This window comes from Thalassolituus pacificus (genome assembly GCF_025318105.1).
Taxonomy (GTDB): domain Bacteria; phylum Pseudomonadota; class Gammaproteobacteria; order Pseudomonadales; family Oceanobacteraceae; genus Venatoribacter; species Venatoribacter pacificus.
Window position 1 is genome coordinate 14,291 of sequence record NZ_JAOANI010000005.1, and the last position, 14,313, is coordinate 28,603.

Genomic DNA, 14,313 nt, shown 5'->3' on the forward strand with positions numbered 1-14,313 from the left:
ATCAAACGTCCCAAGCCGCCTGCTGACGCAGACGGCGGGCTTCTTCCCCGCGCCCCTGCGCATCCAGCGCTTCGGCCATTAACAAACGCAAACGCCGGGTTAATTCCATGTCGCCACCGGCAAATACCAGCGCGCGCTGCAGTAACTGTTCGGCGCGTACAGCATCGCCCATCTGCAGGCTGACCCAGGCCTGACGATAAAACACCGCCGGATTGCGCGGCTGAATCTGGCGCGCCTGATCAAGGTAGGTCATGGCTTTACGCCACAGCTGTTGCTGACGCGCCTGTTCGGCTTTGGCGAACAGGCTGGCGACCGCCGGGTGATGTTCGCCCTGACTGAGCGAGGCCAGCATACCGTCCTGCCACTGGGGCAGATCGTCGGCCGTTGCCTGTTGCTGTTCCGGTTTTGGCGGCAGCGGCGTACAGCCGCTCAGCCCACCCAGTAACAGCAATAAGAACAACAGAGGAAGCGGTACAGCTCTCAGAACAACCAGTCGAACCACGATTTTTTCTCCTCAGGCGCCGGTTCAGGCTGAAGCGGCTGACAGTCAGGCAGCGAAGCCGGTAAACGGCTGCTGATAAAAGGATAAAGCGTACCACGGCAACCGCTGCCCACCAGCTCGCCGCGTTCATTCACGGCGGCAGTACGCAGCGCCGAGGCCGGTTGCAGCGGTTCGCTGCCTACCGTGCGGAAGGTATCGAGCCAGATTGGCAGAGCGGCGCTGGAACCGGCGAAAGGCATCGGCTGGTTATCGTCACGACCAACCCAGATAATGCCGAGATAACGGTTATCGAAACCGGCAAACCAGGCGTCGCGCTGGTCATCACTGGTACCGGTTTTCGCCGCCAGCGGGCCGTTCAGCACCTGAGTTAAACGCCGTGCGGTGCCGCGCTCGGCCACCTGTTCCATACCATAACGCAGCCACTGCATCATCGCCGGATCGAAGGCCTGCTCGCCACGCAGCGCATAGGATGACAGGGTTTGTCCCTGCGCAGTGGTGACCGCTTCAATGGAACGCAACGGCATCACAAAACCCTGCGAGGCGATGGTCTGATACATGCCCGCCACTTCATAGGGCGACAACGAAATCGCCCCCAACAACATCGACGGATACGGCGGCACTTCGGCCTGTAAACCCAGTTTATGGAAGGTGGCGGCGACATTGCTCAGCCCCACTTTCATGCCCAGACGGGCGGTGGCCTGATTCAGCGAGCGCGCCAGACCATCCACCATTGGCACCACGCCGTGGGAGCGATGATCGTAATTCTGCGGCTGCCACAGCTGGCCGCCGGGGCCGGATACCGACACCGGTTTATCTTCCAGCGGCGTGCCCCAGTGGTAACGGCCGGTCTGTAATGCGGTTAAATACACCACCGGTTTGGCCAGCGAGCCAATGGCACGCTTGGCCGCCAGAGCGCGGTTAAAGCCAAAAAATTCGGCCTGACGCGAGCCCAGTAAGGCCCGTACTTCGCCGCCATCGACGCTGGTAATCACCGCCGCGGTTTCTAGCTGGCCTTTGAGTTTGGCCGAGCGGCTTTCCAGCTGCGCCAGCTGACGTTCGGCCGCCTGCTCTACCGCATGCTGAGCCCAGGGGTCGAGAGTGGTGAAGATATGCAGACCTTCACTTTGCAGATCTTCCAGCCGGTAATCACGCTGCAGCTGGGCTTTGGCCAGTTCGAGGAAGGCCGGATATTCTCGCTGACCGGCGCGGCGCGAATCGGCGGTAACCAGCGGCTGGCCCTGCGCCAGAATGCGCTGGGCATCGGAGATGATGTTGTTTTCGGCCATCAACCCCAGAATCAGGTCGCGGCGCTGTTTCGAGCGCTCCGGATTGCGGCGAGGATTGTAATAAGACGCACCTTTGACCAGCCCGACCAGCGTGGCAATTTCCGCGTTGTTAAGCTCCTGCACCTGCTTGCCGAAATAAAAGCGCGAGGCCAGACCAAAGCCATGAATCGCCCGGCGTCCGGCCTGCCCTAAATACACTTCATTTAAATAGGCCTGCAGAATCTGCTCTTTGCTGTAATGCAGCTCCAGCAGCAATGCCATTAAGGCTTCCTGAACTTTACGCGCCAGCGTGCGCTCGCTGGTTAAAAAGAAGTTCTTCACCAGCTGCTGAGTAAGAGTCGAGCCACCCTGCACAAAACCACCGGCTTTGACGTTGGCCAGCATGGCGCGGGCAATACCGCGCAGCGAGACGCCCCAATGATCAAAGAAGGCTTTATCTTCAGTGACGATCAGTGCGGCCACTAAGGCTGGCGGAATCTGCTCCAGCTTAACCAGTTCACGGTCTTCGTTATGGGCCGGGAAAATACCGCCGATATATTGTGGTTCCAGCCGCACCAGCGCCTGATCATCGCCGTCTTCAACAATATTGCTGACCCGTCCCTGAGCGAATTCCAGCCGCAGTTTGCGCGCCGGTTCCTGGCCATCCCAGAACGGAAAAGCACGGCGGTAAACCACCCAGTCATCACCATCGCGGTAATAGCTGCCCGGACGCACCGCCCCGGCCTGCTGGCGGTAGTCGGCCCACTCCAGTTCGGCTTTAAGCTGCTCAGGGCTGAGCAACAGCCCCGGATATACGGATAATGGCCGGGCGAATACCTTGGCCGGCAGTGTCCATTTATTGCCATCAAATTTGGCCCGCACCTGAGCATCCAGATACACCAGACCGACCAGCGTCAGCACCAGACCCACCAGCATCAGGCGCAGCAGCCACACCAGCCAGCGCGGCCAGCCTTTCTTCTGTGCGGATGATTGTCGGGAAGCGGAACGCTTGGCAGAGGGGGAACGGGACGTCTTTTTACCGTTACGGGACACCATCAGAACCTTCACTTTTTATCGTTGGCGGCATGATAACAGGCCACTGTTTACCCGCCTAACAACTACACAGCAAGCACAGAACAACGGCGGGGGTGCCATTCTGAACAGCCAATATGACCAATGCGCTTCAGTCGCTGCACTTTACTCATGTCTGCGGCATCAGCTTGCGTCGCCCGCTCACAAGCGAATCATCACCAACCCTAACAATGCGGACAGTTAATGAGAACGGCTGAGATCGTGCCCTGATCGTGCATCAGGGGGCGACGGAATTCCTTACAAAGGAGCATGCTGAGCATTCTTCCTGCGCAGCACGGCAGGGCTTGCCATTGCTGGTTCCGGCCGTGTTTTTGCCATATCAGTCAGAAGGGGTTTGGCAACAGGCTGAATAAGGGATTTTAATCGTGACAATCCAATCTATTGTCTGTATTTTTCGCGGAATATTGCCATCATGGCGCGCAGCAGCAGGGCAGCAAAAACAACGCGCCTGATCATGCAAACTGGCACTAAGAAGCAGTGCTATCCTGCCAGCGGATAATGCCCGTATCAGGCCGGATATCCTGAATTTCTTATGAGACCGGATAAACCGCTGAAGGTTTATCTGTTTTATTGGCTTCCCTGACGGGGAACGGAGCTGGAGAACTGGCTTAATGAAAATGCGTTTATTGGGTATTAGCTCGCTGACCGCCGCACTGATGGCAACCGCTGTGACAGTATCGGCTCAGGAAGAACTGCATATTTATAACTGGTCTGATTACATCGCTGAAGACACCATTACCAATTTTGAGAAGGTATCCGGTATCAAGGTGACGTATGACGTATACGACTCCAACGAAGTTCTGGAAGCCAAACTGCTGGCTGGCCGCAGCGGCTATGATCTGGCCTTCCCGACCGCGCGCCCGTTTGCCGACCGCCTGATCCGCGCCAAGCTGTATCAGCCTTACAACAAGAGCAAGCTGAGCAATTACGGCAACCTGGATAAAGTGATTCTGAAATCGCTGAGCGATATTGATCCGGGTAATCAGTATCTGATCCCTTATATGTGGGGCACCACCGGCCTGGCTTACAACGTCGATAAAGTAAAAGCGATTCTGGGCGACGATATGCCACTGGACAGCTGGCAGCTGGTATTTAATCCGGAAATCACCAAGAAGCTGGCGGCCTGCGGCGTTGCGCTGATGGATGATCCAATCGAAGTATTCGTTGCCGCCCGCGCTTATCTGGGCAAGCCAACCGATGATTTCAGCAAGCCTGCCATTCAGGAAGCGGCCAATGTGATTGCCGGTGTACGTGACAACATCCGTTACTTCCACAGCTCACAAACCATTAACGATATGGCCAACGGTGATATCTGTGTTGCTCACGGTTACTCCGGCGATATGCTGCAGGCGCAGGCTCGTGCGGCCGAAGCCGACAACGGTGTGCATGTTGAGTACATCGTACCGAGCGAAGGCGCGGTAGTATGGACCGATGTGGCGGTTATTCCGGTCGATGCACCGAACCCGGCAGCGGCCCACAAGTTCATCAATTACCTGATGCAACCGGAAGTAATCGCGCCGATTTCCAACTACGTCGCTTACGCTAACGCTAACGCCAAAGCCACTCCGCTGGTTGATGCCGAAGTGCGTAACAATCCGGGCATTTATCCACCCGCCGCCACCCAGGAAAAACTGGTGGTGCTGAAGACGCCAAGCGATAAAGAAGCCCGCAATATGTCCCGTATGTGGACACGGGCGAAAACCGGTAAATAATTCGCTGTTCACCGGATCACGCCGTTCAGAACCTCGCAACGTTGGTTGCGGGGTTTTTTCATTTATCGGCAAACCTATTAACCGTTTCACTGGAGCGTCCGGAACGAGATGACACAGATTCGTCCAGCATCCTCTGAGCAGCCCTGGGCTGCGCCTGAAGAAGAGCCTATTGTCCGCATCGACAAGGTAACCAAGACCTTTGGTTCGACCTACGCCGTTGATGAAATCAGCCTGAATATTCACCGTGGCGAATTCTTCTCGCTGCTGGGGGCCTCGGGCTGCGGCAAAACCACGTTGCTGCGTATGCTCGGTGGTTTTGAAACGCCGACCTCCGGCCGTATTTATATCGACGGTCAGGACGTCACCGATGTGCCGCCGTACCTGCGTCCGATTAATATGATGTTTCAGAGCTACGCGCTGTTTCCGCATATGAATGTGGCGCAGAACATTGCCTTTGGTCTGAAACAGGAACGCATGCCGTCGGCCCTGATCCGTGAGCGCGTGGCCGAAGTCATGGCGCTGGTGCAGATCGAAAAACTGGCAACGCGTAAACCGCACCAGTTATCCGGCGGCCAGCGTCAGCGTGTGGCGCTGGCACGGGCATTGGCCAAGCAGCCGAAAATTCTGCTGCTCGACGAACCGCTGGGCGCGCTGGATAAAAAACTGCGCGAACACACTCAGTTCGAGCTGGTGAATATTCAGGAACGTCTGGGTATTACTTTTATTATCGTGACCCACGATCAGGAAGAAGCCATGACCATGTCATCGCGTATCGCCCTGATGCACGATGGCCGCATTGAGCAGGTCGACGCGCCGCGCCGCATGTATGAATTTCCGGCCACCCGTTATGCCGCCAGCTTTATCGGTTCGGTGAACCTGTTTAATGGCCACGTCATGTCGCATGACAACGACATGGTGCTGATCCATTCCGAAGAAGCCGGCAGCGATTTACTGGTACACCACAGCCAGCCGCTGAATCCGGGCATGGAAGTGACCGTGGCTATCCGTCCGGAAAAAATCGCCGTGCGCGATCATCACTCCGAAGATCCGAACAGTATTCACGGGGTGATTCAGGAAATTGCTTACCTCGGTGACGTGTCGATTTATCACGTTGAACTGCCCAGTGGTAAGCGTGTGCAGTTTACCCAGTCAAATGTCCTGGCTCTGGCCGAGCAACCGCTGACCTGGGGTCAGGAAGTGGCGCTCACCTGGAATGCATACAGCTGCGGGGTGCTGACTCAATGAACGACTGGCTGCTGCAATTAAACAACCGTATCCGCACTCTGGTGCCGGGTAAGGGTCTGATTGTTGGCGCGCCCTGGTTCTGGCTGGCGCTGTTTTTTGTACTGCCCTTTTTGTTTGTACTGAAAATCAGCCTGGCCGAACCGCAACTGGCACAACCGCCCTATCAGGACTGGATCCGCGAAATTGAAGACGGCCTGATCACCATTAAGCTGAATTTCGGCAACTACGCCATGCTGTGGGAAGACGAGCTTTACCGCGATGCATTGTGGGGCTCGTTTGAAATTGCCGCGATTTCGACCTTTTTCTGCCTGCTGATCGGCTACCCCATGGCCTATGCCATTGCACTGTCGCCGACCCACTGGCGCATGCCGCTGCTGATGCTGGTGATTCTGCCGTTCTGGACTTCGTTCCTGATCCGCGTCTACGCCTGGATTGGTATTTTAAAAAATAACGGTCTGCTCAATCATTTTTTAATGAGTATCGGCCTGATCGATCAGCCACTGGAAATTCTGCATACGCCTACCGCCGTGTATATCGGTGTGGTCTACAGCTATCTGCCGTTTTTAGTGCTGCCGTTGTACGCCACCCTGGTGCGTCTGGATAACACCTTACTGGAAGCCGCCGCCGACCTCGGTGCCCGGCCATGGAAACAATTTTTAAAAATCACCCTGCCGCAATCGGTACCCGGCATTCTGGCCGGCTCGATGCTGGTATTTATTCCGGTGATGGGCGAGTTCGTGATTCCTGATCTGCTCGGTGGCCCCGACACGCTGATGATCGGTAAGCTGATGTGGACCGAGTTCTTCAGTAATAAAGACTGGCCGTTAGCCTCGGCGCTGGCGTCGGTATTACTGGTGGTGCTGATTATTCCGTTCGTACTGATGCGTCATTACGAACAGAAAGCCGCCGAAGAACTGAAGTAGGGGAAAGGTCATATGTTAAAACGCTATCCACTGCTGTTTGGTCTGCTGTTTCTCGGTTACGCCTTTCTGTATCTGCCGATTTTCAGCCTGATTATTTATTCGTTTAACGAAAGTCGTCTGGTCACCGTGTGGGGTGGTTTCAGTACCAAATGGTACGGCGAATTAATTAACAACGGTCCGCTGCTCGATGCCGCCTGGCTAAGCATTAAAATTGCGGCATTAAACGCATCGCTTGCGGTAGTGCTGGGTACGCTGGCGGCGCTGACGCTGGTGCGTCTGCGCGGTATCCGTGGCCATAAAAGCCTTGGCGTCATGGTGACGGCACCACTGGTGATGCCGGAAATTATTATCGGTTTATCGCTGCTGCTGTTATTCGTGGCGATGGAAGATTTAATCGGCTGGCCCGCTGGCCGTGGTCAGACCACCATTCTGCTGGCGCACGTTACCTTCTCTATGGCGTATGTCACGGTGATTGTGCAAAGCCGTCTCGCGCATATGGATACGTCCATCGAAGAAGCGGCTCTCGATCTGGGCGCACGGCCGGTAAAAGTCTTTTTTGCCATTACCCTGCCGATGATTGCCCCGGCACTGGCCGCCGGTTGGCTGCTGGCTTTTACCCTGTCGATGGATGATCTGGTGATCGCCAGCTTTGTCTCCGGTCCGGGTTCAACAACTTTGCCGATGGTGGTGTATTCCAGCGTACGTCTGGGCGTCAGCCCGCAGATTAACGCGCTGGCGACCATTATTATCGCCGTGGTGTCCACTGCAGTATTAATTGCCGGTGTCACCATGTACCGCAAAGAGCTGAAGGCGCAGCGTAAGAGCTGATAACTCTGTGGGAGTGACTTTGCAGGAGTGACTTTCAGTCACGATACCCATCGCGGCAGAAATGCCGCTCCCACAATATTCATCGCGGCAAAAATGCCACTCCCACAATATTCATCACGGCAGCAATGCCTCCCCCACAATAATCATCGCGGCAGCAATGCCGCTCCCGCACGGCACCTCAATTGCTCCTCATTATTTATTAATTGCCCTGCCTCTGTTTTTTATCCCCGAAAACCCGCTAGAGTATTGGCTTCCTGTTTTTTATCAATAACGGAGCCCGCCCTTTTATGCTGTCCGCCGCACTGCACGACCACTGGCAACTCGTTACCACCCGCCTGACCGATCACGGTGAACGCACCGGTTTCGACTGGCCGACGCTGTGGCAGAGCCTGAGTGCAGAGCAACAGGCGCGGGCGCAGAAAGTGCTGAGCATCAGCAACTACGTCGCCGACGCCCTGCCGCATGAACCGCAGTGGTTTAGCGCCGCTTTAGCAGAAGACCGGCTGTCGCAGCCGCTGCCGCGTGCGACCATCAGCCAGTGGCTGGACGAACTCAGCGGCCATGCAGAAAGCGAAGAAGACTGGCACAAAGCGGTGCGCGTATTACGCCGCCGGGCGATGGTGCAGATTATCTGGCGTGACCTGCTGCGTCTGGCGCCAACACTGGAAACCACCCGCGCACTGTCCGATCTGGCCGATGAGTGTGTGGTGCGTTCGCTGGAGTTTTTAAGCCGTTCATTATTTGAACGCCATGGCCGGCCCATCGGTAAAGAAAGCGGTAATGAGCAGCAGATGCTGGTGCTGGGCATGGGCAAGCTTGGCGCTTATGAGCTGAATTTAAGCTCCGATATCGACCTGATTTTTACCTACCCGGAAAGCGGCGAAACCAGCGGGCCGAAGGTCATTACCAATCAGGAATTTTTTGTAAAACTCGGGCAGAAGCTGATTCAGGCGCTGGATAAACACACCGCCGATGGCTTTGTCTTCCGCACCGATATGCGCCTGCGTCCTTACGGCCAGAGTGGCCCGCTGGTGATGAATTTCGCCTCGGTAGAAGAGTACTACCAGGATCAGGGCCGCGACTGGGAACGCTACGCCATGGTCAAGGCGCGCATTATGAACGGCGAGCAAAGTGCAGAAGCGAAAGAGCTGCTGAGCATTCTGCGCCCCTTTACCTACCGCGTGTACGTCGACTACAGCGCCTTTGCCTCACTGCGTTCGATGAAGGCGATGATCAACGCCGAAGTGCGCCGTCGTGGTCTGCAGATGAACGTTAAACTCGGCGCCGGTGGCATCCGCGAAGTGGAGTTTATTGTGCAAGCCTTTCAGCTGATCCGTGGCGGTCAGGATAAAAGTCTGCAAACCCGCGAACTGGTAAAAGTGCTGGGCATTTTACAGGGCGAGGGCTATCTGCCCGCCGCCGCCTGCGACGAACTGAAACAGGCCTATTTGTTTCTGCGCGACAGCGAACATGCGCTGCAGGCCTTAAACGACGAACAAACCCAGCTGCTGCCGGACGATGCCGAAGCGCAAACGCGGATTGCCTGGGCCATGGGCTGTGACGACTGGCCAACCTACCTGCATCAGCTTGAGCAGCACCGCGAACGCGTGCGCCATCATTTCGCCCAGATCGTCGCCAGCGATGACGACAACGAAGAAACCGACGAGCTGCAACAGGTGTGGAACGACCTCTGGCTCGGCGAGCTGGATGAACAGCAGGCCGCGACGTTTCTTGAACAACATCCCTGCGCCAATTCGGCGGACGTACAACAGCTGCTGAGCAAGTTCCGTGATTCGCGCACCGTGCTGAAAATGCAGCAGATTGGCCGCGAGCGTCTCGATGCCTTAATGCCGTTGCTGCTGCAGCAACTGTGGCAACAGCCTGAGCCGGTGACCACGCTGGAGCGCATCGTGCCGCTGCTCGAAGCCGTGGTGCGCCGTACCGCCTATCTGGTGCTGTTAAAGGAAAATCCACAAGCCTTAACCCAGCTGGTTAAGCTCTGTGGCGCGTCCAGCTGGGTAGCGGAATACATCACCCAGACGCCGCTATTGCTGGACGAATTATTAAGCCCGGCCAATCTCTACCGTTTGCCGGAGCGCAAAGAACTGGCGGAAGAATTACACCTGCGCCTGCTGCGTGTTGATCCGGAAGACCTTGAACAACAGATGGAACAGCTGCGTCAGTTTGTGCGCGCACACAAACTGCGCGCCGCCGCCTGCGAAGTGATGGATGCCCTGCCACTGATGAAAATCAGCGACTACCTGACCTGGCTGGCGGAAGTCACGCTGCAGACGGTCATGGAGCTGTCGTGGAGTCAGATGGTGGCCAAGTACGGTTACCCGACCAATGCCGCTGGCGAAGCGGTAAGCCAGCCGGAATTTGCCGTGATTGGTTATGGCAAAGTCGGCGGACTGGAGCTGAGCTACAGCTCCGACCTCGATCTGGTGTTACTGCACAACAGCACCAGCGGCCGTTACACCGATGGCGAGCGCAGCCAGGACAACGGCGTGTTCTATACCCGCATGGGTCAGCGCATGATTCATATTCTGACCACCCAGACCCGCTCCGGTGATCTGTACGAAGTGGATATGCGCCTGCGCCCGTCCGGCAACTCCGGCATGATCGTCGCCTCGATGAAAGCCTTTGAGGAATATCAGCAGAAACACGCCTGGACCTGGGAGCATCAGGCGCTGGTACGCGCCCGCGTCTTGTGTGGCAGCCAGCAGGCGGCGGATGAATTTCTGGCCATCCGCAACCACATGCTGAGCCAGCCCCGCGACCTTGGTCGTCTGCGTGAAGAAGTGCGAGCCATGCGCCAGAAAATGGTGGATAATCTCGGCTCCAAAGATACAAGCGGCCAACAATTTCACCTGAAGCAAGACGCCGGGGGTATTGTTGACATCGAGTTTCTGGTTCAATACGGGGTTCTGGCCTGGTCACACCAATACCCAGAGCTGTTAGACGTTACCGACAACATGCGGTTGCTGGACGCGTTCGACACAGCCGGTCTGATGGATTCACAAGATTGTCAGACCCTGCAGGAAACCTACCTGTCCTACCGAGCCGAAACTCACCGGCGTGCATTGCAGAAACAAAAGCTGTTACTGGATTCAGACACCCTGTCCAAACTTGGCTTCAATGCGCGGCGCAATGATGTGACCCGACTGTGGAAACTCTGGTTGGAGACTGATACGGCCTCGTGATTACGCGTATCATCCCCGGAACACATATTTTTTACTGAATTTAGAGTGAGGTCCTTATGCTACCTTCCATGTCCGACCGCGATGGTCTGATCTGGCTAGACGGAGAGTTGGTTGACTGGCGCGAAGCAAAAGTCCACGTACTGACTCACACCCTGCACTACGGCATGGGCGTTTTTGAAGGGGTGCGGGCTTACGAAACAGCACAGGGCGCGGCGATTTTCCGCCTGCAGGAACACACCGACCGCCTGTTCAACTCGGCCCACATCCTGAACATGAAACTGCCTTTCAGCAAAGCCGAGATTAACGAAGCTCAGCGTGCTGCTGTGCGTGAGAACAACCTGAAAAGCGCCTATATCCGCCCGATGGCTTTCTACGGTTCTGAAGGGATGGGCCTGCGCGCCGAAAACCTGAAAGTACACGTAATGGTTGCCGCCTGGGAATGGCCAGCCTACATGGGCGAAGAAGCCAAAACCCAGGGCATTAAAATCCGTACCTCAAGCTTTACCCGCCACCACGTGAACATCACCATGTGTAAGGCCAAAGCTAACGGTAACTACATGAACTCCATGCTCGCCCTGCGCGAAGCACTGGACAGTGGTTGTGAAGAAGCCCTGCTGCTGGATAACGAAGGCTACGTGGCTGAAGGTTCCGGCGAGAACTTCTTTATGATCACCAACGGCATCATGTACACCCCGGAACTGACTTCCTGCCTGGACGGTATTACCCGCCGCACCATTATGGAAATGGCCCGCGCACAAGGCATTGAAGTCCGTGAAAAACGCATCACCCGCGACGAAGTTTATATCGCTGATGAAGCCTTCTTCACCGGTACTGCCGCTGAAGTACTGCCAATCCGCTCACTGGATGGCCGTATCATTGGTGAAGGCCGTCGTGGCCCGGTAACCGAAATGCTGCAAAACATGTATTTCGATACCGTAACCGGTAAAGATCCGTTTAACGCTGAGTGGGTAACTCCGGTTAAATAAGCCGGCGTGATTCAGCAATAAACACCAATAAAAACGGGAGACGCAGTCTCCCGTTTTTATTGTTCAGCCATACTATTTTAATGTCATCCCCACATTGTTATGGATATAAACCATGTGCGAACTCCTTGGCATGAGTGCCAACACCCCGACCGATTTATGCTTCAGTTTTACCGGCCTGACACAGCGCGGTGGTAATACCGGACCGCATAAAGATGGCTGGGGCGTGGCCTTTTATGAAGGTAAAGGGGTGCGCCAGTTTCATGATCCGCAGCCCAGCTGCGAATCACCCATCGCCGGCTTGCTGCAGAACTATCCGATTAAAAGCAAAAACGCGATCTGCCATATCCGTCAGGCCAATGTCGGCGATATCTGCCTCGCCAATACCCACCCTTTTGTGCGTGAGTTGTGGGGACGTCATTGGGTGTTTGCCCATAATGGACAGGTGCCGGATTTTGTCCGTCATGTCGGTATGTATGAACCGGTGGGCGATACCGACAGCGAAAATATTTTCTGCGATTTAATGAACCGTGTGCGTCAGACATTACCGCGCGATGCCATGCCACAGCAGCTGGCCGAATGCCTGGTCAGCTTTGCCCATGAATACGCTCAACAGGGTGTGTTTAATTGTCTGCTCAGCAATGGCGACTGGTTGTTTACTTACTGCAGCACCAAGTTGGCCTGCATCACCCGTCGTGCACCTTTTGGCCCGGCACAATTAAAAGATGCCGACGTTACCGTCGACTTTGCCGCCGAAACCACCCCCAACGATGTGGTCAGTATTATCGCTACCGAGCCATTAACCGCCGAGCAAAACTGGCATATTTACCAGCGTGGTGAATGGAAATTATGGCAACTGGGCGAAGTGGTTGCCGAAGGTTTAACCTCGCTGCCGCCACGGGAAAGCAACTGATGCGTCTGCGTTTTTCAGCACCGTTTTCTGCCGTGTTTTTTGCTCTGTTGTTTGCTTTATTGCTTGCTCTGTTTTCTGTTCAAAGCTGCAGCGCGGCTGTACCGGCCGGAGAAAACCAACCTGCTGGCGTACGCAATATTATTTTATTAATCGGCGATGGTATGGGTCCGGCGCAGTTTGGTCTGCTGGAAAGTTACGCCCGCCGCGCCCCCAACAGTATTTATCAGGGCCGGCCAACAGCAGTCAGCCAGTTAATGCAACAGGGCAAAGTACTGTTGTCCGATACCGGGCCGCATGACGTGTTGGTCACCGACTCGGCCTGCTCCGCCACACAGCTCGCCATTGGTGAAGCCAGTGGCAGCGAAATGATTGGCTTAAATGCCCGTGGCGACAGCGTTGAAACCATACTGCAAAAAGCCAAACGTGCCGGTATGCGTACTGGCTTAGTTTCCGATACCCGTATAACCCACGCTACTCCGGCGGCTTTTGCCGCACACCAACCGCACCGCCGTTTTGAAAATGAGATAGCCGCTGATCTGTTAACCACCGTCCCGGATTTAATGCTGTCCGGCGGTCTGCGTTATTTTCTGCCGCAAGACGCTGCAAACATCAGCACAGAGCTGCAAAAGAAAATCAGCGCAGCGCAATTAACCTTAAAATCAAAACGCACGGACCAGCGTAATTTACTCAGCGAAGCTCAACAGCAGGGTTATGCCCTCGCCTTTAACCGCCAGCAATTAGCGCAACAGCAACATTTACCTGTACTTGGTTTATTTGCCAGTTCAGCCATGGATGATGCGATTTATGCCAGCCAGAATCCGGATTCCGCACAACCGGATTTAAACGAATTAACGCGCAAAGCACTGCAGTTACTGGGTACTTCTGAGCGTGGTTTTTTTCTGATGGTGGAAGGTGGCCAGATCGACTGGGCAGCACACAATAACGATGCCGGCGCCCTGCTGCATGAACTGTTGCGTTTTGACGCTGCGATTCAGGAAGTAGTGAACTGGGCAGCAGACCGCGATGATACTCTGGTGGTATTAACCGCCGACCATGAGACCGGCGGCTTTGGTTTTTCCTACAGCGCGCACGATGTTCCGGCGGCCAGAACGCTACCCGGTAATGGTATGCGCGGTCAGGCTTTTGCCCCCAACTATAATTTTGCGCCACTGAGTCTGCTCGATCGTTTATACGCACAGAAAAAAGGCTATTACCGTCTCTGGGGCGATGCCAGCACGGATGCCAGCTCAGACGGCAATAAGGGTTTACCCACAGCGGATTCGTTAATGGCTGAAGTGAATGCAGCGCTGGATTTTCCGTTTTCCCGCACACAGGCCGAACGGGTATTGCGCCGCGATCCCAATCCGTATTTTGATCCACAGACGGATGCCCCTGCAGCCGCAACTCAGCCACATATCGAAGACTTCAGTGATTTTTACGTCTACCGCGAAGAGCGCTATCTGAATGCACTGGCCCGTGAGCTGGCATCCGCACAGAGCGTTGTCTGGAGCACCGGCACTCATACCGCCGCCCCGGTGCCAGTGGTGATCAGCGGGCCTGAACCGATACTGCAGAATTTTCAGGGCTTTACCCGTCATGCCGAACTGGGACATCAACTGAAAGCGCTGATTAAAACCGACTGAACTG

At 55.5% G+C, this 14,313-nt stretch carries 10 protein-coding genes; 8 read left to right on the plus strand and 2 right to left on the minus strand.

Annotated features, from left to right (window positions below; all coding sequences use genetic code 11):
* Nucleotide 1: 1 nt before the first annotated feature.
* Nucleotides 2-502, minus strand: a complete 501-nt coding sequence (locus tag NYR02_RS01550; RefSeq protein ID WP_260974639.1) for a tetratricopeptide repeat protein — start codon at nt 500-502, stop codon at nt 2-4.
* Nucleotides 481-2,823: a penicillin-binding protein 1B gene (gene mrcB / locus NYR02_RS01555; protein WP_260974640.1), complete on the minus strand. Its 2,343-nt coding sequence runs from the start codon at nt 2,821-2,823 to the stop codon at nt 481-483. The genes NYR02_RS01550 and mrcB overlap by 22 nt, the downstream gene beginning before the upstream one ends.
* Nucleotides 2,824-3,470: 647 nt before the next feature.
* On the opposite strand from mrcB, the gene NYR02_RS01560 reads away from it, so the two are divergent.
* From NYR02_RS01560 to NYR02_RS01595, 8 genes are all read left to right on the plus strand, one after another.
* A complete protein-coding gene (locus tag NYR02_RS01560) occupies nt 3,471-4,571 on the plus strand; it encodes a polyamine ABC transporter substrate-binding protein (protein WP_338055911.1) in 1,101 nt (366 codons plus the stop codon).
* Between the two features lie 108 nt (nt 4,572-4,679).
* On the plus strand, nt 4,680-5,816 hold the full coding sequence (locus NYR02_RS01565) for an ABC transporter ATP-binding protein (protein ID WP_260974641.1): 1,137 nt from the start codon (nt 4,680-4,682) through the stop codon (nt 5,814-5,816).
* A complete protein-coding gene (locus NYR02_RS01570) occupies nt 5,813-6,739 on the plus strand; it encodes an ABC transporter permease subunit (RefSeq protein ID WP_260974642.1) in 927 nt (308 codons plus the stop codon). The genes NYR02_RS01565 and NYR02_RS01570 overlap by 4 nt, the downstream gene beginning before the upstream one ends.
* A gap of 12 nt (nt 6,740-6,751) precedes the next feature.
* Nucleotides 6,752-7,567: an ABC transporter permease subunit gene (locus tag NYR02_RS01575; protein WP_145466841.1), complete on the plus strand. Its 816-nt coding sequence runs from the start codon at nt 6,752-6,754 to the stop codon at nt 7,565-7,567.
* 287 nt (nt 7,568-7,854) lie between these two features.
* Entirely contained in the window at nt 7,855-10,770 is a 2,916-nt protein-coding gene (glnE, locus tag NYR02_RS01580) for a bifunctional [glutamate--ammonia ligase]-adenylyl-L-tyrosine phosphorylase/[glutamate--ammonia-ligase] adenylyltransferase (RefSeq protein WP_260974643.1), read from the plus strand.
* Between the two features lie 56 nt (nt 10,771-10,826).
* Nucleotides 10,827-11,756 (plus strand): branched-chain amino acid transaminase, encoded by a 930-nt coding sequence (locus NYR02_RS01585; protein ID WP_260974644.1) that lies wholly within the window; start codon nt 10,827-10,829, stop codon nt 11,754-11,756.
* A 112-nt stretch (nt 11,757-11,868) separates the two neighbouring features.
* The gene (locus NYR02_RS01590) at nt 11,869-12,666 is read left to right on the plus strand and encodes a class II glutamine amidotransferase (protein WP_260974645.1); all 798 of its coding nucleotides are present in this window, start codon (nt 11,869-11,871) and stop codon (nt 12,664-12,666) included.
* Nucleotides 12,666-14,309 carry an alkaline phosphatase gene (locus NYR02_RS01595; protein ID WP_260974646.1) on the plus strand — a complete coding sequence of 548 codons (1,644 nt, stop codon included), beginning with the start codon at nt 12,666-12,668 and terminating at the stop codon, nt 14,307-14,309. The genes NYR02_RS01590 and NYR02_RS01595 overlap by 1 nt, the downstream gene beginning before the upstream one ends.
* The last annotated feature ends 4 nt before the right edge of the window (nt 14,310-14,313 follow it).

Bases quoted from the DNA above. Each gene is read 5' to 3' on its own strand.
- mrcB (WP_260974640.1), bottom strand. From the start codon at position 2,823: ATGGTGTCCCGTAACGGTAAAAAGACGTCCCGTTCCCCCTCTGCCAAG.
- NYR02_RS01590 (WP_260974645.1), top strand. From the start codon at position 11,869: ATGTGCGAACTCCTTGGCATGAGTGCCAACACCCCGACCGATTTATGC.
- NYR02_RS01565 (WP_260974641.1), top strand. From the start codon at position 4,680: ATGACACAGATTCGTCCAGCATCCTCTGAGCAGCCCTGGGCTGCGCCT.
- NYR02_RS01575 (WP_145466841.1), top strand. From the start codon at position 6,752: ATGTTAAAACGCTATCCACTGCTGTTTGGTCTGCTGTTTCTCGGTTAC.
- NYR02_RS01595 (WP_260974646.1), top strand. From the start codon at position 12,666: ATGCGTCTGCGTTTTTCAGCACCGTTTTCTGCCGTGTTTTTTGCTCTG.
- NYR02_RS01570 (WP_260974642.1), top strand. From the start codon at position 5,813: ATGAACGACTGGCTGCTGCAATTAAACAACCGTATCCGCACTCTGGTG.
- NYR02_RS01585 (WP_260974644.1), top strand. From the start codon at position 10,827: ATGCTACCTTCCATGTCCGACCGCGATGGTCTGATCTGGCTAGACGGA.
- NYR02_RS01560 (WP_338055911.1), top strand. From the start codon at position 3,471: ATGAAAATGCGTTTATTGGGTATTAGCTCGCTGACCGCCGCACTGATG.
- glnE (WP_260974643.1), top strand. From the start codon at position 7,855: ATGCTGTCCGCCGCACTGCACGACCACTGGCAACTCGTTACCACCCGC.